Source organism: Psychrobacter vallis, assembly GCF_904846715.1.
GTDB classification, from domain to species: domain Bacteria; phylum Pseudomonadota; class Gammaproteobacteria; order Pseudomonadales; family Moraxellaceae; genus Psychrobacter; species Psychrobacter vallis.
In genome coordinates this window covers 84315-108758 of record NZ_CAJHBU010000009.1, presented here as the reverse complement: position 1 = coordinate 108758, position 24444 = coordinate 84315, and the positions used below count along the sequence as shown (strand labels likewise).

Annotated in this window: 18 protein-coding genes; 10 read left to right on the top strand and 8 right to left on the bottom strand. The window is 42.3% G+C overall.

The genetic code is table 11. The annotated features are described in order from the left end of the window. Nucleotides 1–108 precede the first annotated feature (108 nt). Nucleotides 109–4380, bottom strand: a complete 4272-nt coding sequence (locus JMY02_RS07740) for an Rne/Rng family ribonuclease (RefSeq protein WP_201596890.1) — start codon at nt 4378–4380, stop codon at nt 109–111. A gap of 1231 nt (nt 4381–5611) precedes the next feature. Here JMY02_RS07740 and JMY02_RS07735 point away from each other — a divergent pair. Then, nucleotides 5612–6622: an RluA family pseudouridine synthase gene (locus JMY02_RS07735; protein WP_201596888.1), complete on the top strand. Its 1011-nt coding sequence runs from the start codon at nt 5612–5614 to the stop codon at nt 6620–6622. Between the two features lie 125 nt (nt 6623–6747). After that, on the top strand, nt 6748–7461 hold the full coding sequence (locus JMY02_RS07730) for an HAD-IA family hydrolase (protein WP_201596886.1): 714 nt from the start codon (nt 6748–6750) through the stop codon (nt 7459–7461). Nucleotides 7462–7606: 145 nt separating this feature from the next. Here JMY02_RS07730 and yihA read toward each other — a convergent pair whose 3' ends face one another. Beyond that, the gene (gene yihA / locus JMY02_RS07725; RefSeq protein WP_201596884.1) at nt 7607–8362 is read right to left on the bottom strand and encodes a ribosome biogenesis GTP-binding protein YihA/YsxC; all 756 of its coding nucleotides are present in this window, start codon (nt 8360–8362) and stop codon (nt 7607–7609) included. Nucleotides 8363–8763: 401 nt separating this feature from the next. On the opposite strand from yihA, the gene JMY02_RS07720 reads away from it, so the two are divergent. The 4 genes from JMY02_RS07720 (at nt 8764) to JMY02_RS07705 (ending at nt 11936) form a co-directional block, all read left to right on the top strand. Next, nucleotides 8764–9099, top strand: coding sequence for a c-type cytochrome (locus tag JMY02_RS07720; RefSeq protein ID WP_201596882.1), 336 nt, complete (start codon nt 8764–8766; stop codon nt 9097–9099). Nucleotides 9100–9417: 318 nt separating this feature from the next. Next, nucleotides 9418–10086, top strand: a complete 669-nt coding sequence (locus JMY02_RS07715; protein ID WP_201596880.1) for a c-type cytochrome — start codon at nt 9418–9420, stop codon at nt 10084–10086. Nucleotides 10087–10422: 336 nt separating this feature from the next. Beyond that, complete coding sequence (locus JMY02_RS07710) at nt 10423–11565, top strand: hypothetical protein (protein WP_201596878.1); 1143 nt, start codon at nt 10423–10425, stop codon at nt 11563–11565. After that, the gene (locus JMY02_RS07705) at nt 11484–11936 is read left to right on the top strand and encodes an RnfH family protein (protein WP_201596876.1); all 453 of its coding nucleotides are present in this window, start codon (nt 11484–11486) and stop codon (nt 11934–11936) included. Before JMY02_RS07710 ends, JMY02_RS07705 begins: the two co-directional genes overlap by 82 nt. 48 nt (nt 11937–11984) lie before the next feature. Here the strand turns inward: JMY02_RS07705 and JMY02_RS07700 are convergent, their stop codons facing one another. Continuing rightward, nucleotides 11985–12404, bottom strand: a complete 420-nt coding sequence (locus JMY02_RS07700) for an outer membrane protein assembly factor BamE (protein ID WP_201596874.1) — start codon at nt 12402–12404, stop codon at nt 11985–11987. A gap of 324 nt (nt 12405–12728) precedes the next feature. On the opposite strand from JMY02_RS07700, the gene fur reads away from it, so the two are divergent. Further along, nucleotides 12729–13163, top strand: a complete 435-nt coding sequence (gene fur, locus JMY02_RS07695) for a ferric iron uptake transcriptional regulator (protein WP_201596872.1) — start codon at nt 12729–12731, stop codon at nt 13161–13163. 197 nt (nt 13164–13360) lie between these two features. Here the strand turns inward: fur and JMY02_RS07690 are convergent, their stop codons facing one another. Then, entirely contained in the window at nt 13361–14482 is a 1122-nt protein-coding gene (locus JMY02_RS07690; RefSeq protein ID WP_201596870.1) for a PilT/PilU family type 4a pilus ATPase, read from the bottom strand. A 166-nt stretch (nt 14483–14648) separates the two neighbouring features. Then, nucleotides 14649–15704 carry a type IV pilus twitching motility protein PilT gene (locus tag JMY02_RS07685; RefSeq protein ID WP_021814384.1) on the bottom strand — a complete coding sequence of 352 codons (1056 nt, stop codon included), beginning with the start codon at nt 15702–15704 and terminating at the stop codon, nt 14649–14651. Nucleotides 15705–16225: 521 nt separating this feature from the next. Here JMY02_RS07685 and JMY02_RS07680 point away from each other — a divergent pair. Continuing rightward, a complete protein-coding gene (locus JMY02_RS07680) occupies nt 16226–16948 on the top strand; it encodes a YggS family pyridoxal phosphate-dependent enzyme (protein ID WP_201596868.1) in 723 nt (240 codons plus the stop codon). Between the two features lie 115 nt (nt 16949–17063). Here JMY02_RS07680 and JMY02_RS07675 read toward each other — a convergent pair whose 3' ends face one another. From JMY02_RS07675 to JMY02_RS07665, 3 genes are all read right to left on the bottom strand, one after another. Beyond that, nucleotides 17064–17807, bottom strand: a complete 744-nt coding sequence (locus JMY02_RS07675) for a phosphatase PAP2 family protein (protein ID WP_201596866.1) — start codon at nt 17805–17807, stop codon at nt 17064–17066. Between the two features lie 178 nt (nt 17808–17985). Then, nucleotides 17986–19260: a hemolysin family protein gene (locus JMY02_RS07670; protein ID WP_201596864.1), complete on the bottom strand. Its 1275-nt coding sequence runs from the start codon at nt 19258–19260 to the stop codon at nt 17986–17988. Between the two features lie 245 nt (nt 19261–19505). Continuing rightward, nucleotides 19506–21203 carry an NAD+ synthase gene (locus tag JMY02_RS07665; protein WP_201596862.1) on the bottom strand — a complete coding sequence of 566 codons (1698 nt, stop codon included), beginning with the start codon at nt 21201–21203 and terminating at the stop codon, nt 19506–19508. 815 nt (nt 21204–22018) lie between these two features. On the opposite strand from JMY02_RS07665, the gene JMY02_RS07660 reads away from it, so the two are divergent. Together JMY02_RS07660 and JMY02_RS07655 are read left to right on the top strand one after the other, a co-directional pair. Further along, a complete protein-coding gene (locus JMY02_RS07660; RefSeq protein ID WP_201596860.1) occupies nt 22019–23155 on the top strand; it encodes an AI-2E family transporter in 1137 nt (378 codons plus the stop codon). A 138-nt stretch (nt 23156–23293) separates the two neighbouring features. Further along, nucleotides 23294–24400 (top strand): 4-phosphoerythronate dehydrogenase, encoded by a 1107-nt coding sequence (locus JMY02_RS07655; protein ID WP_201596929.1) that lies wholly within the window; start codon nt 23294–23296, stop codon nt 24398–24400. The last annotated feature ends 44 nt before the right edge of the window (nt 24401–24444 follow it).

The window sequence follows — 24444 nt, the reverse complement described above, 5'->3', positions numbered from 1 at the left end:
GTATCGATATTAATTTTAACAGACTATAGTTGATAATTGTTGTACCAAATCCAAAAAAAGCCCCAAAGTTGATGACAACTTTGGGGCTTTTGCTTTTTGGTTTATGGACTAGCTTTCACTATCAGTATCATCAGACTCAGGCTTTTCAGCTTGAGTCAGCTTTTTCTGATCCATTTTAGGCTTACGGCTGCGTGCTTTTGGCACTTTCGGTGTGGTTAAATTAAACATGCTTTTTTGTGGAAGCAATTGCTCAGCCACATTTTCAATCATGTTTTTATAACTGGCTATCGTGGTTTTTGATTTGGCAGCTTGAGTCTCTTCTTTAGTAGGTTGCGCTACTTCAGATTCAGTCGCTTGCGCACTCTCTTGCTCGTTAGTCTCTTGCGAGCCAGTGTTTTCAATGACTTTATTTTCGGTATCCAAATTTTTAATGCCGATATTTACATCATCTGACGACTCATCGGTTGCTTTTTCTAGCGCTTGATCTGCTTCTAGTAGCTGCTCGCTATCAGCGCTGACATGCTCTGTCTGCGCTTGACTGGCCAGTGCATTTGCCTCGATGTCATGGGCGTCCACTTCTTTAGCTGTTGGCGTAGAGTCAGTTGCTGGTGCGTCAGTCTCACCTGATTTTATCTCATCTGATGTTTCGGCAGGAATGCTCAAAACCGCTGATTCTTGATAATCAGGATGCTGACCACGAGGATCATTGCTGGCACGTTTACCAATGGCACGTGGTTCAACGTCCGTCTTACCTTGCTCGGCTGCAAACTGACTAACCGCTTGGGTCATCGTTTCAAAGCGCGCTAAGTAATCCACTGCCAATGGCTGATAACCATAGTTACTAAAATCAAAGCTTTGATTAGCAAGCTTGTTGTTACTATTATTCATAGTATTGTCAACGTCGGCATTTTTATCAGTATGTTGCGCTTGCTCGGTATACAAGGCAATTGTATCGATAAAACAGTGAATAACGCCCTTTTCTGCTAAGCGAGTTTGCGCCTCTGGCAGAGTAGCGCGAATGAATTCACCCACTGTACCGTGAATAACAGGCATACTCACAGTTTGCTCATTGGCTTGTGGTTGTTGAGCTGCCTGAGCTTGCTGATTGCGTACCACACGTGGGTCGTTGCTGGCTTGACCAAACTTTTCAGCAGTCACATAGCGGCTAGCAAACACTGCCTCATGCGTCAGCTGAAGCGCTGAGTCACTTGTTTTACTCGTCTCTGTCTCTATCGTGGTGTCATCGCTCTGAGTGTTTTTGGTATTCTGACTCTCATTGACGTCATCAGCACTATCTGCTTCTCGATTCGCGGCTTGGCTCTTTGACGCAGCTTGGGTACTTTCAACTTCAACCGCAGCAGATTTTGCACTATTGGCTTGACTATTTGTAGCGTCATTGTCGATAGTGTGCTTATCGGTAGCGTCCTTAGAGGTTGACGACTCATCTATGGCTGCTGCGGGCGACTGGTCTTCGGTGTCACTATCAGCTTTTGCTGCAGTATGTTGTCCCTTATCTTCAGTGGCGCTAACCTTAACCTCATCAGCTTTGGCATCATGGTTTTCTACAGCGCTTTTATCCGTTACCTTCTCAGTCGTGCTTTTGTCGTCAGAGTTTTGTACATCATGGCTCTTTTGATTGGCGCTCTGTTGAGTAGCAGGCTCTTTCGTTGCATCCTCTTTAGCTGAGTCGTCTTTCGACGCCTCATTTGCAGCGTTTTGTTTCTTAGCGGGCTGATGTTTTGTCTGTGTAGATTTGCTGTTATCTAACGATAGATGCACGACTTCTGATGATTTAAGCTCAACAGGTGCTTCATTGACCTGTAGCAAAACTTCGTTAGGGTTTTGATTACGACGCGTACCAGACTGATTTTTGTTGCCATTAGACGCATTATTTGCCTGCTGACTGTGTTGTTGAGCATTACTATCAGCTGTTAACGTCTCGCCGCGCTCTAGTTTTCCACGTGAGCCACGTTGACTGTGTGATTTGCGTTTCGCGCGAGTTTGCTCGTCGGTGGTGTTGCTGTTTTTATCCTCAGAATCATTACGCTCGTTCGAATTGCGACTGGTGTCTTGACGATTGTTGCGATTGCGATCACTAGGACGTCTGTTATCTTGCTGGCGTTTATCTTGGATATCAGCCGCTTTGTCATCAGTATTATTGGCGGTAGTATTTGCAGTGTTGTTATCTGTATTACTGTTTACTTCGTTGCTGCTCTCATCCGTCGGCTCTTTTCTCTGACGAGGCTTAGAGGATCTGGATTTGCGTGGTTTACGTCTTCTTCTGTCTTCATTATTGCTGTCATCAGTATCATTATCGGTACTACGACGCGCCTGCTGACGATTGGCATTATTATCTGCTGGTTGATCGTCATTTTTTTGATGATTGGTTTGTGCCGCCGTTTGCGTACTGTTTGCGGTACTGCTTAAAGCACTGCTATCGACTTGTCCAAACGAACCTAAGCTCTGTGCGCCATTATTGACGAGTGCTTCTATGGCTTCTGCTGCATCACTGCTACTGATGCTAGGCGTCGTTTGTGCTTGCGGTGCTTTAGCAAATAGATTAGACAGCCAAGCCACTGCTTGCGGTTGAGCATTTGTCTCGACGCTAGGCGTCACTGCTACTGGTGCAGCAGGTGCGGCAACACTTTGACTGTGGCTGGCTTGCGGTGCACGCGCCGATGCAACATCGTTGGTGTTTTTATGAGTGCGCTGGTCGTTGCTGGTATTGCCACTGCCACTGGTATCCACGGTGCTGCTTGGTTTATTGGCAGCTTTACTGTCCAATTCTTGGCGTGGCTGGCGGGTTGGTTGCTGTTCTGGGCGCTCTTTTTCAGCGGTTTGCCAATCAACATTGTAGCCAAGATCGCTATGTTCTTGCTGCTGAGTGTCTGTAATACGTTCATAGCTTGATGGGACAAAGCCGTCGCGGTTGAAATGCAATTTGAAGTTTGGTGATTCTAAATGCGCATGCGGCAAAATAGTAATGCGTGTGCCGCTGTCTTGTTCAAGATAGACCAAGCTGTCACGCTTTTCATTCAACAAGAATGCGGCGATGTCAGTGGGTACTTCTGCTTGCACTTCACCTTGACGTTCTTTAAGAGCGATTTGTTCAATTTGACGCATGATAGATAGCGACAATGAACGTAGGTCGCGAATCATACCATTACCATGGCAGCGCGGGCAGATATAACCCGTTGACTCTTCCAGTGATGGACGCAGGCGCTGACGGCTCATTTCCATCAAGCCAAACTTAGAGATATCGCCAAACTGGACACGGGCACGATCATATTTGGTGGCATCAATCAGTCGTTTTTCGACTTCTTTTTGATGCTTATTGTCATTCATATCGATGAAATCAATGACAATCAAACCACCCATATCACGCAGACGTAGCTGGCGTGCGATTTCATCTGCAGCTTCTAGATTGGTATGGTAGGCGGTCTCGGCGACGTCTGAGCCTTTGGTGGATTTGGCTGAGTTGATATCGATAGAGACTAAGGCTTCAGTTTGGTCAATAACGATTGAGCCGCCTGAGGGCAGACGAACTTCACGCTGATAAGCCGTTTCGATTTGTTTTTCGATATTAAAGCGTGAAAACATCGGCTCATAATCGGTATATTTGCGTAGTTTTTCTGCTTGTTTTGGCATCACTGCATCGATAAAGCCTGCCGCTTCAATATAAGCGTTTTCGTTGTCGATCCAAATCTCAGCAATATCATCGCGCAGATAGTCGCGGACAGCACGTGTGACAACGCCCGCTTCTTGGTGAACCAAGCGCGGTGATGGATATTTTTGGTTTTGTTCTTGAATGGCTTGCCAGATATTGAGCAGATGGTTGAGATCGTGCTGTAAGTCTTCTTGCGTTTTACCAATACCAGCGGTACGAATGATGACGCTCATACCTTTTGGCAAATCAAGATTGCCCAGCATACGCTTCATGTCTTCGCGCAGTTTGCCTGAGATTTGACGTGAGATACCACCGCCACGAGGGTTGTTTGGCATTAATACTAGATAGCGCCCTGCCAATGACACATAAGTCGATAGAGCCGCGCCTTTATTACCGCGTTCCTCTTTTTCGACTTGGACGATTAATTCGTCGCCTTCTTTAATCAGTTTTTTGATGTTTTCATCACGTGGATTGCCGCTCAAGTATTCAGCAGAGATTTCACGGATCGGTAAAAAACCTTGGCGCTGTGAGCCATATTCAACAAAAACGGCTTCAAGCGATGGCTCGACGCGGGTCACATGACCTTTATAAATGTTGGATTTTTTTTGCTCGCGAGTACGGTTTTCTAAATCGAAATCGTACAGATGGTTGCCTTTACATAAGGCGACACGAATTTCTTCGTTTTGAGTAGCGTTGATCAAAATGCGTTTCATATTTATATCCTATGAGTACGCATAACAACGATTTGAAGGTCTTTCGGGCGTGATGGCAAGTATCACTAATATATAAATTAGCGTTTGTAGACGTTAGTCAACGGTAGAACATAAATCATGGGTTTTATAAAGCACACGGGCTTTTTCAATGGCTTATTTTTCACCTAAGGTGCATTAGCAATGCTTGTGTAAATATAAGTTATACAGGGTGTAAGGCTATATAGTTATATCCTATTATTGATAGGTTTGGCTTAACTATTAATGTAATGCTTAAGCGTGCTATTTGCTTCTCGTTATCAGTAAGTTGTATTGGTAGCTAAGCGGCACACTTTGTAAGAGCGGGCAGATGATCAGTTACGGGTTTAAAATTACTGATACTAAAGCAGTATCGTGCTGTTGCCATTAATCTATCAAAGTCTAGCAATAATATCGCTGTGATCTGTACTGTTCTATAAAACAGTCGTACTCAGCAGCTATGTATTTAGGTAAAGCAATTGGTCACTTTTATTTATCGTTCTGTCGGATATAACGTCAATCATATTTGGGTGTTTTAAGGTTAGGTATCGCGGCTTTGGTTATCAGCGGGGCGTACTTGGCAAACAGAATAAATGACCAAATTATTGGCGCGGTGTCTATTCACATCTTACTTATCGTTATCTGTTTGACCACCAATACTTAGGCAGCTATCGATATACTTTTCGATCCTAACGTTAAATAACCCATACTTGCTCAACTGCGCTCACTAAAAGACCATCAGATAACCAGTCATTAAATAATGAATAATTATCAAGTAAAGTCGTTGTCATGCAGTGGTGAGTCAATGTCGTGTCATTACCGGTCAATAAACAGGCGCTTTGCCAAAATTATCAACGCTGATGTTATGAACACAAAGGTATTTAGTGTCACTATTTTTTATGTCACTGATTGTTTTATGGTACTGAGTAAAATCAGTACTGTTCTTTCATTTTACAATCTACAATTTATGGGGTCATATCTATCAATATCTATAAGTGATATCTTTAAATAGATAATCTGTCCTAAAATCAGATGAAACAGACAGTATCGGCAAGGTATACAGCTCATACCTTTTTATTAACCAGTAATAAAAATAGTAATGTGCTATTTGAAACAATAATGATTATTGCTGCAGCCTCTGCTTAATTGTCGCTCAACATGGTAAACTATAGCAAATCTTTGTGTAAATACCTAACTAAAAATGACGAACCCAAAAATGACTGACGACGCACCGACCCATGAAGCCCCTGCTATTTTTAATAGTAAAACCCGCCCACAAAGCGCTGACGACGAAATCAGCGACTTTGGCAAGGTAAACTACCTTGAAGTGACTCGTCATCAGCACGACCAGCGCTTGGATAATTTTTTGCTAAACCGCTTAAAAGGTTTACCAAAACCGCATATCTATAAAATGATTCGCTCCGATGAAGTACGCGTCAACAATAAACGCTGCAAAGCGCATGACAGAGTGCAGCGTGAAGACGTTGTACGTATTGCACCGGTACAGCTTGCGACTCGCGAAAAACCCATCATCAGCACAGAATTTGCCAAAAGTTTATTGGCGCGTGTGGTTTATGAAGACGAAGGGATGCTAGTGTTGAATAAGCCCTCAGGTATTGCTGTTCATGGTGGTAGTGGCTTGGACTTTGGCGTCATCGAAGCCATGCGTGAAGTGACGGGTAAAAAATACCTAGAGCTGGTACATCGTATCGATAAAGACACCTCAGGGCTGCTGATGATTTCAAAAAAACGCTCAACGCTAAAAGCCTTGCAGCAGCATCTCGTGGACAAAACCATTCAAAAGCATTATCTATGTCTGGCAAAAGGGCAGCCGGCGCTTAATGAGCAACGGATTGATGCATCATTGCTACGCTATACGCTTGCTAGCGGTGAACGCCGCGTCAAAGTAGATGCACAAGACCCACAAGCTAAAGAAAGCCAAACGGATATCGTGGTGCATGCGCGTTTTATACTCGCAGGTCAGCCAGTGAGTCTGATTGAAGCCAAGCCGCTGACAGGACGTACCCATCAAATCCGCGTACATTTGGCACATATTGGCCATGCTATCTTGGGTGACGATAAATATAATGTGCATGACAAATCAGGTGTTCATCGTTTGTGCCTACATGCGTGGCGCTTAGATATCCCAGGCTATGAGACGATTACTGCACCGCTACCAGAAGATATGGCAGATTGGTTACCAGAACAAACCAAGTTGCCTGAATAAGTAGCCAGATAGAATTTTTAAGTGTTAACTTTAAGCGTCACGATACCTTATTTTGTGAATAAGCGGCCGTGACGTTTTCTTATCCATCTCTACCATTTATTATCGCTATTCGCTAAGGTCTATCTATGAGTGAACAATCTGTCGCCAGTATCTCTACCACTGCCAAAAAAACTCAATTAGCAGCCAAGCACCACTTAGCAGATAAGACGCTGATTATTTTTGATTGGGATGGGACGTTAATGGACTCAATCGGTTTAATCGTTGAGTCGATGCATGTGGCTGGCGAAGCACATGGATTTGGGACGACTGATAAAGCCGTACAAGACATTATCGGGCTTAGTTTGCTAAATGGCATTGATATTTTATATCCTCAGGCAGATGCATTGCAAAAGCTGGCTATTCAGCAAAGCTATGCTGATTACTATATTCCTAACAGTCATCGCACGCCGTTCTTTGCCCCAATAGAAGATATGCTTCAAATTTTACAACATCAGGGTAAAAGTCTGGCGGTCGCCACTGGCAAAAAGAGAAAAGGGCTTGATCGGGTTTTAGATGCTTCTAAAAGTCACGACTATTTTGCCATGACGCGCTGCGCGGATGAATCAGGCTCAAAACCTGATCCACAAATGCTTAGCGATATTTTGATGCACACACAGCAGCAAATCTCCGATGCAGTGTTTATCGGTGATAGTATCTACGATATTCAAATGGCGACGAAACTGGGTATGACTAGCATAGCGGTAAACTATGGAACGGCCTCTAGTGCAGAGCTCGCGGCGCAGTGTCCTACTTATCAAGTGGATACGCCGCAGGCATTGATGGATCTATTATGTGCTTAGGATATGTCATCAACTAGCACATTGATACATTTTAATGCTCATAATCTAATTGATGACACGCCCTAGATAGCAATTTTTTTAAATGATGATAAAAAAAGGGTTTATCGATAATGATAAACCCTTTTTTCAGTTAAGACGATGATATTTATTTGCTTTCTTTTTGAGCGCTCTCTTTTTCAATAGCGTCTTCCAACTCAGCGCCTTCTAGTAACGCAAAAGACGACTCAATAATTTTGTCCGCATCGAGCTGATACTCATACCAGTTGCCCATTACGCCAGCCAACTCATCCAACCCTTCTTTTCTTAAGGCTGAAAACAGCTGAATAGTACAGTTTAAGCCCAGTTTTTTGAGCTTTTTGCGAGTATTCAGTAAGGCGTTTTTAGAAGCGCCATACTTGAGCTTATCTGCTTTGGTCAACAAGATATGTACTGGTAGATCACCATCATTTGCCCAACGTAACATTTGCTCATCAAAGAATTTCAATGGATGACGAATATCCGTCATCAGCACTAGGCCTGCAAGGCTAGAACGTGACACCAAGTATTCTTCTAGCTCAACCTGCCATTCTTTTTTCATCTCAAGCGGTACAGCCGCATAGCCATAACCGGGCAAATCAACCAAACGCCTTTCAGTATTACCAATACTAAAAAAGTTAATCATCTGCGTACGACCAGGCGTCTTAGACGATCGTGCCAGTTGGCGCTGGTTGGTCAAGGCATTGATCGCCGAGGATTTACCCGCGTTTGAGCGTCCAGCAAAGGCGACCTCTAATCCCATATCAGGCGGACAGAGACGAAAGGTAGGCGCTGATGTCATAAATTCAGTTTGCTGGATTTTCTGACGAGATTTGGTATTGAACAATGCATGTTCGGCGGCAACATCGGTAAACGGGGTACTCATAAATGGCTCATTAATCTTAAAAAAATTGGATACGGTCATAAAATTTTAAATAACGGTTTTAAAGCAATCTATTAAATCAAAAGCTGTAGATAAGAGAATGGAAAGCAGCCACTCTAAATTATCCACCATTCTATACTATATAGAGTCTGACTGATTGAAATAACGGTGATTAGCATCATATAAATAACAACACAACAGCAAGGTGAATCTGGTCATTAGCTTGAGTCATTGCTGCTATTAAATGAATTACCAAAGCCAAACGGTATTTATCTACATTTATATGAAATATATTGTTACAATGTTTAGTAAGATATATTCAGCAGAGTCACATTTACGTCTAGTAGAACGATGTTTAATAGAATGATTGATTAAACGACTGATACATCAAAAGGAGGTATTGTATGTTTCCAATCACCACACTTTTTAGCCAAACGTATCGTACGGTCATAGCGACCAGTGCGGCAGTATTATTAAGCGGTGTCATGATGACTGGCGCTAATGCCGCTGATATCGCCACCACCTATAATAACTCATGTGCTGCCTGTCACGATAGTGGCGCGCTCAATGCCATCAAAAAAGGTGACAGTGCTAAGTGGCAGCAGCTTATCAAACAAAAAAGCATGCCAACCCTGATTAAATCAGTCAAAAATGGTATGACGCAAATGCCTGCTGGTGGACTGTGTAGCGGCTGTAGTGATGCTGACTATCGCGAGCTGATTGAATACATGAGTAAATAGTTGGCTAAAGAATGAACGGAACCATGCAAAATCTCAGGCGCTGGGCTTTGTACCCTTTAGCGCCTTTTGTTTTTAGCGGGTATTTTAACGTGTTGTTAGAAAAACTGGTGGATGCGATGATTAAGTAGGCAAATACTACAAAGTCTTGCTATAATAATCGAAAATAAACCCTGATGTTAGTAAGTACTTTCAGACTGCTTGTGTCCAAGACCTTAAAATATATATCTGCTTTGTTAAGAAAAAGGCAGTTTATACGGGTGTCTTATCAGTGCAATCACTCTAAATAATGCTTACGCCGAGCTAGTAGGATTTGTATCAATGAAAAAGTTAATCGCTGCTGCCAGCTTATGCGTTGCAAGTTTCAGCGTACAAGCTGCTATTATTGTTCCTGAATACGACGTCAATGCTGGTAAGCAAATTGCAGAAACTGTTTGTGCTGCTTGTCATGGTGTTAATGGCGTCAGTATGGTTCCTGCACAGCCTAATTTAGGTGGCCAAAACGTAAAGTATCTTTACAAGCAGTTGGTCAATTTTAAAGCCGGCTATCGTAAAAATGGCATCATGCAGTCACAAGTTGCGAACTTGTCTCAGCAGGATTTGGCTGATGTATCAGGTTATTATGCTAGCCAAGCGCCTTGGGGTGTCGGTTTTGGTAATCCTGCAACCAACCAAGAAGCAACTAAGCTATTCTTAGGTGGTGATAAGTCACGCGGCGTCATCGGTTGTGCGGGTTGTCATGGTCCTGATGCTGTTGGTAACACTTGGGCAGCTTTTCCACGTTTAGGTGGTCAACATGCGCAATATATTTCGACCCAGTTAAAGCTATTCCGTGCCGCTGGCCGCGATGATGATATCGACAGTGATGAACAGAAGCGAGTCAATGACGCTGCAAAAGAAGGCGAAATGGGCATGATGCAGACAGTAGCATCGAAACTATCAGATCGTGACATTCGTATCTTGTCAGATTACATAAGCGCCGTACACTAAAACGTAACAGTCTGTTTGACGAGTACACAATGCGTGTTATGTAGCCAATATTACCGAGCGCTCGATTATACGTCTGTTACTGTTTAATGATAAAACCCCGATTTCGGGGTTTTTTTATAACTACTTGTCTCTCATATATAAACAATATAAAACTCACTGACAGATATTTATCATCGCTCTATATGATTATAATACCAATCCCAAAAAATACGATTAGCAGCGTTAAAGGCATTTAGTTTCATAAATGTGCTACTGATACTCGTTTTGCTAGCTATTTAAATTTTTGGCAATGATATAAATTATCGTTATTCACTTTAGATCGTTTGGATTTAGACTATGATGATCCGTTATGCTTCTTATTTTATCGCAGCTTTGCTACCGCTGTTACTGTTTCGCTGGTTTGTACCTGCATCAATTGGTGAGATTGATTTTTGGTTATTATGGTTATTAGCCATGATAGTGGTGTCACTGCCTGTTGTTTATGCTGAGATAGCCTTGGCTTATCGCAGTGTTGATGCGCCATTGGCAGGGATGCAAAAGCTCACTCGCGAAGCAGATGTTAGCCCAATGTGGCGTAGCTTTGGTTGGTTGGCAGCACTGGTTTCTATCATTATTGCCGCATTGGTTATATCGGTTGCCAGCACTGGTCTATTGGCCGGCCTCACTGAACTCAATAGCGACCCGACTGTACCAAGTTTTGCGATCGCAGCTGGCTTGACGGTTATTGCTATTTTGCTGAGTTTGCTTGGCGTTGCACCCTTACCAATTGGCTTAGGGCTGATGGTAATTGGGTTATTATTGGGCGTGGCAAATGGCTTGCCCCATATTGATTTTGCTATGACGGATATTAGCTTAACGGAGTGGGCACGTGCAGTGGCACTAGCGCTGGTCAGTGTTGGTGCAGGGACAGGCTTATACTGGTTCGGTCAAAATTTAGTGACCAAACAAGCAGGTACAGCAGTAGATACCGATAATCACAATGCGCAAAACTCTGCTCGAAGCCCTGTAACAAATGAGTTCCGCGCAACTAAGTTGGTACTACCGATTTGGATATTGCAGTTGTTCGTTGGGGGCGTTGCTCTATTGCTTAGCGGCATGTCATTACCACCGATTGGGCAACTTCTGTATTGGGTAGGGGTATTGTTTGTGGTCAGTTACTTGTTACACTATAGTACTCAGCAATTGGCGCATAAATTCGGACTAGTGGTTAGTCTGGTATCAACGTTTGTATTAACACTCGTGTTGGTCATCGCTATTCCAACCACGTGGCTGGTCGGTATCTTGGTCACTATTAGTAGCGTAGCAGTGTTGTCGCTATCGATTTTTGCAGGTTGGCAGATGAAAATAAGTCATTTGCGAAAGTCATTGAACTTTGGCAATGAAGCATTTTATAACCTATGGCGAATAGCGATACGTTTGGTCGTACCATTGGCGCTGCTGTTGGCTTTGATAGGTTGGGTGATGCAGTGGTTAAGCTAATAGATGATGACGGTAACATTGATCGTAAGAGTGTTACGCTAGAGTCTGAACAGCCTGCGCTAATAACTGTCTATTTAGCGTACGCCCAAGATGCACAGCGTCAACACTATGTAGCGCTACAAGTCAGCGAGGGTGCCATTCTGTACGAGGCGCTCGCGCAAGCAGGCTGGTTAGCAAAATTTTCAGAGTTAGAAAAATGGTGCACTGAGGTGGCAGATATTGCCACGCCAACTGCTAAGCGTTGGTATGTAGGCGTTTATGCCCAAAAGCAACCGCTTAGCTATCAGTTACAGCCTTTTGACCGTATCGAGGTATATCGCAGCTTAAGCGCTGATCCAATGTCTCAGCGCAAGAATAAATCTCGTGGTTAAGCGATCAGCTATTATGATCTTTTATGCGTCTTAATCTATGCGTATCAATTAAGAAGCTGGCAGGCTGTCTATACCTTCGATACGATTGACCAAGCCCTGATCATCAAAATAAATAATCAAATGTTGGCTGGCATTTTTGACATCCGCGATACCTTTGCGGCGGCCTTCTGTACCGGCTTGGTAATCATAGATATAGTCCCAGCGCTTAGGCTCAAGGGTGTCTTTAATGGCTGGACTACCAAGGATATAAAGCACTTGGTTTTGATTCATACCCAATTGCAATTTTTGTGCTTGCGTTTGAGTTATTGGCGTACCTTGTGGCAAATCAATCTTATAAACACTCAGTAATGAGCAGCCAGACATAGCGACAGCAGCGCTAAGCATACTGGTGATGACAATCTTGCGTAAGGCACTGGTACGGCTTAACGGACGAAAAGTTAATGTCTTTATCATGGTAAGATGACTCATAAGAAATGAATTAGGCGCAGCCAGAATGGTTTGGTGCTAGTTTGGCTGACAATCTTGGACAAATGATACGTCATTTACTTGCAATTTCCTACCACTTACGACATTATTTACCAAACACTACCTGAGCTATTGTGTGATTTGTATTTTAAATTCATAGACTTGCATTGATCATATATAAAAATAACAGCCTAGAAATTCACTTGGGTTTAGCCAGCTTACGGTTATTAAAATATTTTTTATGTAATAAGAAATACTCATTATCGATTGTTTCTCTCATATTTTGGTTTTTCATTTGCTAAGACTGTCACAGTCAGAAGGGATATTATGGCTTCTTTTACCAATCAAGATTTACGTAAAGCAGGATTGAAAGTTACGTTACCTCGTATCAAGATTTTAGAGCTACTTGAGAGCGCTAAAATGCATCACATGAGTGCAGAAGAGATTTATAAGGCCTTGATTGAGCAAGGCGAGGATGTGGGCTTGGCGACCGTTTATCGAGTGCTCACGCAGTTTGAGCAAGCAGGAATCGTCGAACGTCATAACTTTGAAAATAATCTGTCAGTGTTTGAGATTACTCAAGAAGGACATCATGATCATTTAGTCTGTGATGTTTGTGGAAAGATTGTAGAGTTTCATAACGAGGTGATCGAAGAAGAGCAACTCAAAGTCGCCGCACAGAACGGCTTTAAGTTATCAGGTCATTCACTGGTACTATACGGTATCTGTGATGATCAAGAATGTAAGGACAGCATCAAGTAAGCGTATTTGAATTTGTCATTCTGAGTTAAGTAGGAATGTTGTTCTTTTATAATACGCGTGTTCAAAAAAAGCCTTCATTATCAATAGTGAGGGCTTTTTTATGGCAATTTTTATAGTCAGGTCAATATAAAAACTAACAGCAGCGCTGAGAAGATAACCGTCTCTAAGTGATGTCCAACTCTAAGTGACATTCAACTCTAAGTGATATCCAATGATAAGCTATCGGCACCTTCATCCAGATTGGTTGCACCGTTTTTGCTGCTTAGCTTGATTTTGAGACGCAAATCGTTAGGAGAGTCAGCATGAAGAATGGCTTCTTTATACGTGATTTCTCCTTGTTCATATAAATCAAAAAGTGCTTGGTCAAAGGTCTGCATACCGCTATCCCGTGAGCGTGTCATGACATCTTTGATTTCATGAACCTCACCTTTACGGATATAATCACTAATCAGCTGAGAGTTTAATAAAATCTCGATAGCAGCACGGCGACCTTTGCCATCGGGAGTTGGGATAAGTTGCTGAGCGATAATGGCTTGTAAGTTAAGAGACAAATCCATGAATAGCTGGCTGTGGCGACTGGTTTCAAAAAAATGAATAATACGGTCAATTGCTTGGTTAGCATTGTTGGCGTGTAGGGTAGCAAAGACCAAATGCCCTGTTTCGGCATATTGAATGGCGTAGCTCATGACCTCGCGATTACGAATCTCACCAATTAAGATAACATCGGGTGCTTGGCGTAAGGTGTTTTTTAGACCGGCTTCAAATGAGTGAGTATCGATACCGACTTCACGCTGGGTAATGATACAACCGTGATGTTTATGAATAAATTCGATGGGGTCTTCGATGGTAATGATATGACCATGAGAGTTTTGATTGCGATGTCCTATCATAGCAGCTAGGGTGGTGGATTTACCTGTGCCTGTTGCGCCAACCAATAAAATAATGCCTCGTTTTTTCATGGCCAGCTCTTTTAGCGCTGGTGGCAGACGTAGCTCCTCAACGGTCGGGATTTTATTTTCGATTTTTCGTAAAATCATCCCTGCCATATCGCGCTGTATAAATGCGCTGACCCGAAAACGTGCTTGCTGTGCTTCATCAGTAATGGCAAATTGACACTCGTTTGTTTCTTCAAACTCTTTTTGCTGGTTGAATGTCATCACCCCTTTAACCAATTTCATGGTTTGCTCAGCACTCAACGGCGTTTTACCCACTGGTAAAATTTTGCCATTTATTTTCATGGAAGGTGCAACATCAGCAGTAATAAAAAGGTCGGAGCCGTTTTTACTGATCATTAATTGCAATAGTTTATCAATGTCCATATCGTACCTATACTCGACGTAAATCAATTAAAAAAGTAACTGAAATCATGTTTTAAAGACCGCTAATAATGACCAATAGAAATAAAACGTATCGTATGTCAACAACTCTTATATCAGTGACTAAGGGTGAGTGATACACGATTGTTAATACTCACGTTTGGTAATACTATAAAAATGCTTCAGGTTGTTTGGCATAAGGACGAGCAACGTCTTTACTGATGGTGCCTTTTGCAACTAGGTTCTTCAGCGTTTGATCAAGGGTAATCATGCCATCACCTGCGCCAGTTTGAATTGCAGAGTACATCTGGGCTATTTTGTTTTCACGTATCAAGTTTCGGATAGCGGGTGTGCCCAGCATAATTTCGTGGGCAGCGACACGTCCTCCTGTTTGCCGACGAAGCAGTGTTTGGGAGATAACGGCTTGTAGCGACTCAGAGAGCATGGCGCGAATCATGTCTTTTTCTGCGGCGGGAAACACATCGATCACACGGTCAATCGTTTTAGCGGCTGAGCTGGTGTGTAGAGTGCCGAATACCAAATGTCCCGTCTCGGCTGCCGTTAGTGCCAAGCGAATGGTCTCAAGATCACGTAGCTCGCCAACCAAGATCACATCAGGATCCTCACGTAATGCAGAACGCAGCGCTGGTTCAAAACCTAAAGTGTCACGGTGAACTTCACGCTGGTTAATGAGGCTTTTTTTGGATTCATGGACAAATTCAATCGGATCTTCAATGGTTAAAATATGCTCTTTACGGGTTTCATTGATATAATCAATCATGGCTGCCAGTGTGGTTGACTTGCCTGAACCTGTTGGGCCTGTGACCAATACCACGCCACGTTTGAAATTTGAGACACGTTTGAATACTTCGCCCATGCCCAAATCTTCCATTGTCAAAACTTTAGAAGGAATGGTACGAAATACAGCACCTGCGCCACGGTTTTGATTAAAAGCGTTGACCCGAAAGCGTGCTAAATTAGGAATCTCGAAAGAAAAATCCGTTTCAAAAAATTCTTCGAAATCGGCACGTTGCCTATCGTTCATAATGTCATAAATGAGCTGATGAACCACTTGATGGGTCATCGAAGGCATATTGATTCGCGTCATTTCGCCATCAGCACGAATCATGGCGGGCATACCAGCTGAAATATGTAAATCTGATGCTTTATGTTTAACGGTAAAGCGTAGCAAGTCTTCGATGCTTAAGATGTTTTTTTCAGCCATAATCGGATATTCCTATCACTCAATAAGGGGAAGGTAAAAAGGCATAAGATTGTATAATTGCCAATCGTTTGCTGTTTGTTTTTAGGCCAATTACTGTAGAAGATAAGCGACGGCTTCACCATTACTATTGGTCTGAGTAGCTTGTGTTAAACTCTGTAACAATATAATAACAAGACTCCCAGTATTTAGCCATCCACTGGGTCAATTAAATGTAGAATTGCTCAATCTAATTATTAATCCATAAAAAATTAAATATATAGTTTTTCTCAAAAAAGGTTTTTGGCTAAATCTTAACTGTTTTTAATAAAAGCCATTTGTATAGTCGATTCTAAATAAAACAGAACCATTGTATTTCAACGGGGAATTGGTATACATTTTTTTGGCTTGCTGTGCCTGCGCAGACAGAGGCTACGAAAAATTTATCCCAGTTCCGCTGTATCGTTATACTGAACTCACTATACAAAGATTATTTACTATAATCGATTGAAAATAAACGATTAAATTTGCATCGAGAGTGATATATGAAAGACATTGAAAATACTATTGATAGTCAGGAGCTTATAAATAATTGGGAGCAAGTCAGCAAACAAGTGACTCAGGCATGTGAGTCTGCCGAGCGACAGGCTGCTGGTGTTACCTTATTGGCAGTCTCTAAAACCAAGCCTGCCGATATGATTGCTACCTTAGCTCAGCAAGGACAGCAACACTTTGGTGAAAATTACCTGCAAGAAGCCATCGAAAAAATTGGTAATTTAAAACAGCGACCTGAAGGCAAAGGCATTATCTGGCATTATATCGGTAGTATTCAGCGCAATAAAACTCGCGATATTGCTGAAAATTTTGATTGGGTACAGACGGTTGAGCGCGATATCATTGCCAAGCGTCTAAATGATCAACGTCCAGCAGAGATGCTACCATTGAACGTACTGATTCAAGTAAATATCGATAATGAAGACAGCAAGTCAGGATGTTTGCCAGAGCAATTGTCTGAGTTGATCACTGACATCAAAGGGTATGAGCGCTTACAATTGCGCGGCTTGATGATTATTCCTGCTAAGGCGGATACCAATGCTTTTGCTCGAACCAAGCAGTTATTTGAAGAGATTCAGCATAGCCATCCGGAGCTGAATGGCTGGGATACATTAAGCATGGGTATGAGTGGCGATATGTCAGAAGCGATAGCCAATGGGTCTACTATGGTGCGTGTTGGCACAGCAATTTTTGGTGCACGTGATGGACATTAAACCTAAATCAGTGACGTCACTGTCAAGTCAAAGCATTACAGAAAACGAGAACATTTCAGTCAGTAAAATGGTTTGTCCGAGTTGATTTTTACTTTGAGCTGACTATAGCAATGGACTACCGGCGTTCGTGTTTTTGTTTGAGCGACTTGTAATTGGATATGAGAAGTTTTCGCAACGCACGGACAGGGGGGACTTGGTTATGGCTTTGCCACTGTATCCACTCAAGTGCCAACAAACACAGAATTAGCCAAACCGTTCCTGCCAAAAAACCAGCAATAACATCGCTTGGGAAATGAGCGCCTAAGTAAATTCGGCTCATGCCAATCAAGAGAATAAGAGTGCCTAAAAAGATGAATGCCATTATTTTCATGGACTTTTTTTGCGCGCTCCGTACTACCAAATAGAAGATAAACCCATAAAACACCAGTGACCCCATCGAATGACCACTTGGAAAACTAAAGCCAATCGCATCGATTGCTTCATTGATGGAAGGCCGCCCTCTCTCGTAAACTTGCTTTAGTATCCAGTTTAATGCTCCATTACCACCCATCGCGATGATAAAGAAAAAAACGCCCCATTTGTCTTTGACCTTAAACCAAAGCCATAAAACCACTAAAACTGACAAACTGGTCAAAAACCAGACAGATCCCATCTCAGTGATTAAGAAGTAAATACCATCAAGGGTAGGTGTTTTTATAGATTCGAAAAAATCAATGATACGGTTATCAAATTTTCTCAATTCATTTTCTAACACTTCTTCTGCCAGCTCAGAAAACAGCCAAATGAAAAGGCCCGCGATGCCCAAGCCGATTGTCAAAATTATGGCCAAAAAGCCCACCTTCTTATTTTCTACTTCCATAATGCACTTGCCTTTTGAATCAACTCATTATCATTAAAATGAGCGCGTAAAAAATCCCGCATTAATATTTTTTAAGTATTGATGCAGGACGGAGTCATTTTAATCGATCGGTATCAATATTTTGCAAAAGATTATCATAACTCTATAGGTTTAGGGGAGTGTTCATAAGTAGGGGTTTTTAGATAATGTCTTCAAACTTGGTCACCAACATCTGCGTGATTTTGAGATTGTCAGTGGCAATAATCTCAAATCGATAATTGGCATACTCGATAGTATCGGTTTTTTTGGGAATTTTGCGTAACATATACATCATAAAGCCGCTGATGGTTTCATAGTTTTGACTGCGTGGCAAGTTTACAATATCTAGAGCACGAACCACATCTTCGATTGGGGTCATGCCATCAATCAGCCAAGAGTTGTCGGTACGCTGGACAATAGGCTGCTCCTCTAATGTCACAAGCTCACCCATGACGATGCTCATCACATCTTTAAGCGTGATGATACCTACGACCATGCCATACTCATTAACGATGACCGCAAAGTCAGAGCCAGTAGACTTAAACATCTCTAGTACTTCAAACAAAGACAAGGTATCAGGAACGAAAAGCGCAGGTTTTAGTAGGGCTTTGTCGGTCAAGCTGACTTCTTGTTGATTCAGAACTAACGCCAAAAAGCTGCGTGACTCGACATAACCAATAATGTGCTCTAAATCATCGTCATGACAAACCAAAAACTTATTATGGGGCTGTTCAATCATGACTTCGACTACTTTTTCGTTACTGGTTTTGGTGTCGAAATAAACGATGTTTTCGCGTGGATTCATCACCGAGGTCACGGTACGCTCTTGCATATCGAAGATGTTTTCTATCAGATGGTGTTCTTGTTTTTTGAGCACGCCCGCTTCGGCACCCGCATCCATGACAGCATAAATATCTTCTGGTGTCATGTCGTCTTGGCGTATGGTTGAGATACCCAAAAATTTAAAGAGAATATTTGCCGCGCCATCAAACACCCAAATCACAGGCTTAAATATAAAAATCAGCAACATCATCGGCCGTACAAGACGCACAGCGATTATTTCAGCATTGGACATCGCAAAACGTCTGGGCATTAAATCGGCAAGTAGAGAAAATAAACTGGTGATCAAAATAAAGGATATGACAGATGCTACGGCTTCATTATTCAATAATTGCTGTAGATAGGGACTGATGGCTGATTCACCCACCGCACCTGCCGAAATAGCGACGGCGTTTAAGACCACTTGGACGACAGTGATAAAGCTGCCAGGGTGTTCTTGCATTTTAAGCACATCAAAGGCACGAACATCACCTTCTTTTGCCATGATTTGTAGTTTAATTTTGCGACCCGCGGCGATTGCAATTTCGGCAGCGGAGACAAAGGCGCTTAGCGCAAGTAATATGAGAAGAAAGACACTAGCGGTTAGCAAACTCATGACAGTCTCGAAAAAAATGTGAGGATAAAAAGTAATAGTAAGGAGATAAAGTGAATGGATTAGGATAAAACTCAAAGCGTTATTTATAATAGCTTGGCGTTAAAACTTGGTTTATAGAAACTAAAAAAGCTGGGAAAGCACCCAGCTAATAATAAAAGACTTTGATTTTTTAAAGAAATTAGGCTATCAGCGTTGCCCAACTTTTAGAGAGTAACAGTTGGGCAAGCCACACTATGTAACTTGGCTTAGCCTTTTATTGACCATTTATTCACCAACGGGTAGCGGCGCTCACGGCCAAAGGCTTTACGGCTAATTTTCGTACCAATGGGTGATTGCAAACGTTTGTATTCGCTGTTGTCGACCATCTGGATAACTTTTGCGACCATATCGGCATCAAAACCTTTATCGATGATGTCTTGATAGCCCATATCTTCATCGATGTATGACATCAAAATACCATCTAACACATCATAGTCAGGCAAGCTGTCCTGATCTTTTTGATCTGGGCGCAGTTCGGCTGACGGTGGACGAGTGATAACGCGCTCAGGGATGACAGGCGTGTCTTCTAAACGATTGCGATAGCTTGCTAATTTATAAACCTGTGATTTATAGACGTCTTTTAGTACATCGAAGCCGCCAGCCATATCACCATATAATGTTGAATAGCCAACCGCTAATTCTGACTTGTTACCAGTAGTGATGACCAAATGTCCAAATTTGTTGGACAGCGCCATCAAGACAACACCGCGAGCTCGCGCTTGGATATTTTCTTCGGTGGTGTCTGCTGGCGACTTGTTAAATAATGGCGCTAGCGTATGGCGGATACCTTCAACGGCATCAAAAATAGGACAAACAGTATAAGAAACATTCAAACGGCGTGCCTGTGCTTGCGCGTCTTCTAAACTGATTTGCGAGGTATATTCATACGGCATCATAACCGCATATACCTTGTCCGCACCCAAAGCATCGACGGCGATACATAAGGTTAATGCCGAATCAATTCCACCTGACAATCCAACGATAATGCCAGAGAATCCTGAATGATTGACATAGTCACGTAGACCGACGACCAATGCCTGATACATCTCTGACTCACGGCTCAGCGTTAATGGGGCTTTAGACTGACGGTCAAATTTGGCTGTCTTGACATCTAAAGTAGCCAATAGCAACTGATTCATAAAACGCGGTGCTTCGTGGGCAATGCTGCCGTCCGCTTGTACCGCCATAGAGCCACCGTCAAACACCAAATCATCTTGACCACCAACGGCGTTGACGTAGACGATAGGTAAATTGTTTTCACGGCTGCGTTTGGTTAGCATCGTTTTACGATTGTCTTGCTTTTCGATTTCGAAAGGTGACGCATTTAAGCTAACAATCAAATCAGCGCCTTGCTTTTTGAGTTCAGCGATAGGGGTTTTTTCCCACAAATCTTCACAGATAAGCAAGCCGATAGTAATGCCTTTGTAATCAAACAAGACTTGATTACGACCTTTGTCGAAGTAACGACGCTCATCAAATACGCCATAATTTGGCAAAACCTGCTTATGATAAAAGCCTTTTTGATGACCGTTATGCAAGATAGCCGCAGAGTTAAAAGTACCGTGATGATCAACATGCGGATAACCGACAATCATGACGATATTGTCGATATCACTCAAGGTAGATAAGGCGCTTTTGACACGGCCTGACAAGCTTGGACGTAGCAATAAATCTTGGGGCGGATAACCCAATAAGGCAAGCTCTGGAAAAACAATGACATCTGCCCCTTTTTCACGGGCTTGAAGGGCAAGGGTGCGCATTTTTTCGACATTGGCTGCGATATCACCCACTAAAAAATGGGACTGCGCCAAAGCAAAAGTAACGGTTTCTTGTTCTTGTGATTTTTGGGTCTTGTTGGTCTCAGGTGAGGTGTTAATATTGGGATTATCAGTGTCTTTTGACATTGTTATTGTTCCTATCGATATAGTATGTAAAATTTGGTGGGTCAGTAGTGATTTAAAATAAAATCAAAGTAAGTCCGAAACTAACGCTCTTTCATATCGGATTCTAATATTGAATCCATAATACGATGAGCCTAAATTTTGCATAAACTTCTATACAACGCTTACGCATAATATCCAAAATTATGGCGTCACTCTAAAGGTTAGATCTTATGATAGTCTAGAGAAGGACGATAAAAGAGGGTTTTGGTTTGTCTTTTGAAAATTCTATGTCTATACAACCATCAAAATAAATGAGGTTAAACGAACGTAACCGTGTTGAAAAACTTAAAATAATTGTCTTAGTATAACATCAATTGACGCTACAAATAGAACGCGCCAGTGAATTACCTTTCAGTATGACAGTTTAGAACGTCAATACAAAAAACGCTTCAGACACTTGTTTTTACATGCAATACCCTCTATGCATTAGGGTAATAGTCTCGTAAGCTTGTATATAGAAAATTGTAAGTAAAAATTACAACATAGCCTTATATAATGCTGGTATTTTATTGCATAATGATAGCCAATAATTGCTTTATTTTTATCTGATTTCGATAACGATAATTAAGAGTAAATTGGCGGCAGTATCAACCAATTTGCCGCGCTCAAAGCACTTGAGAGCGACGTCACTTGAGAGCAATGTATTTACGAGTTACAACATTCGCTAATGGATACAGTTTATGGACGTAGTCTGTAAGTTGAGGTTCATCACACATTTATAAACTTGCCAGCAAACGCTGAATAGGTCTTTGCTATCTGCTTTTGGTTTATACGCTATGATTGAAAACTGGACAAAAGAATTTATTATTCAGCGTTTGCTGGCCATTACCTTGTTGGTGGTATTGTTTGTATTGTGTTTTCAGGTGGTACAATTTTTTATTGTGCCGGCACTGTGGGCCGCGATTTTAGCGTACGTTACTTTTCCTATTTATAAATTTTTTCATGAAAAAGTAAAGCTAAGTCCAAGTTTTAGCGCCGCTATTATGACCATGAGCATATCCTTAATGATAGGTATACCGTTGGTCATTGGGGTTTTTATCTTACAACAAGAAGCCTTGAGTCTTATCAGTAATTTGGTTTATCGTATTAAAGTCGGTTATTTGGATGTGCCTAATTCTGTTAAAGAACTGCCTATCATTGGTCAGCAAGTCAAAGATGTACTGTGGAGAATCAATAAAAACCCTGAAGGGACGCTCGAAGCCTTTCGCCTTTGGGTTCAATCACATTTATATTATGGCAAAATAGCTTTCGACGTGGTGTTTAGTGGTCTTGCCAAGTTGGGTATGGCGCTAATGACGTTGTTTTTCTTTTATCGTGATGGCACCAGTTTGGTTCGCCAAATCCGTCAAGCCTTACGTAATATCATTGGCAATCGCATTGATGGTTATATTGATTCTGTGGGTACGACCACGCGCGCTGTCGTATATGGCATTGGCCTGACCGCATTGGCGCAGGCGCTCCTCGCAGGTATAGGTTATTATTTCTCTGGTGCCCCTAGTCCCATTTTATTGACCATTGTGACTTTTGTTATAGCACTAATTCCATTTGGTACACCATTTGCGTGGGGAGCGGTGTCGATTTGGTTGTTAAGCCAAGGTCATACAGTAGAAGGGGTTGGTTTGGCACTGTGGGGTGTTTTGGTCATCAGCTGGGTGGACAATTTAATTCGTCCTATTGTGATTAGTGGCGCGACCAAAATTCCTTTCATTATCATTTTTATTGGTGTATTAGGTGGTTTGACCGCTTTTGGTTTTGTGGGTTTGTTTATCGGTCCTGTGGTACTGGCTATCGGATTGGCGGTATGGCGCGAATGGATATCGCAGCATAAAAATGAGATATTTGCGCCGCAGGAAGAGATGTTGTCTGATGACCAAGCTTTGCCAATAATTGATAAGCCAGAATCGATAAACTAGAGCTGATTCTAAATAGTAGGTTGCAGATAGGTACTCATGCATATCTCGGTATTTTAAAAATACCAGTCATACACGAAATATTGAAACATGCATATCCATGTGCGATTGGTAAAAATGATGAAGGGCAGGATGGATACTATTAAAAATATTACTATTGTGGCCGATAGCAATATCGCCAGCTTAGACGAGTTTTTTAATCCTTCGATGCTGGGGCAAGCCTCCGAGCAGTCTGTGAATATTGTCAAAGTTGCTGGACGTGATATCAATGCGCAATTACTCGCAGATCTGCAGCCTGATGTGCTACTCATACGCTCTGTGACCCCAGTAGGCGAGGCGTTATTGGCGGATAATCAGAGTGTGCAATTTGTGGGCTCTGCGACCATTGGTACCGATCATGTCGATCAAGATTACCTAGCGATGCGTCATATTACTTTTGCCAATGCGGCGGGCTGTAGCAAGCATTCGGTCGCGCAATATGTCTTGAGTGCTATTTTGACCTTGCGCCCGCAGTATTGGCAGCAATCCATGACGCTTGGGATTATTGGACTGGGTAATATTGGCAGCACGCTTGCTGATTATGCGAGCGATTTGGGCTGGCAATTATTGGGTTATGATCCCTTGTTGCCACCTTCAACGATTAACAATGCTAGCCTTGAGCAAGTCCTTAGCCAAAGTGATGTCATCAGTTTGCATGTGCCGCTCACGGATGAACAAACGGCGAGTGCACAGAATGCCAGTATTAACCATGCAACGCGTCATCTTATTAATACAGAGGCATTGGCAATGATGCCAGTGCAGACGATGTTGATTAATAGTGCGCGTGGGCCTGTCATTCATGCAAGCGATATTGAAGCAGATATGGCGCGTACTGGACGGCAAGTGGTGCTTGATGTGTTTGAGCACGAACCGCAAATTGCTGATGGATTATTATCCAAGCTGGCCATCGCCACACCACATATCGCTGGCTATACGGTAGAAGGTAAGCTGCGTGGCACACAAATCATCTATGATGCGCTATGTGAAAAACTGGCTGTCATACCCACTCAATCTATGCAGGCGCTATTACCACTCAATATGTTTTTATGGTCAGAATTAAAAACCCATCCAGAGAGATTGCTCAAATTTTATGACATCATGCAAGACGATGCAGCACTGAGAAGCAAGGCAATAGACGGTCAAGTAAAGGGCGCTGACTTTGATGGATTAAGAGGCGACTATCATTTACGCCGTGAATGGCAGTTTTGATAGTTTTAATATAATTTAGCAACTCAGTTTAAAAACCTATCATT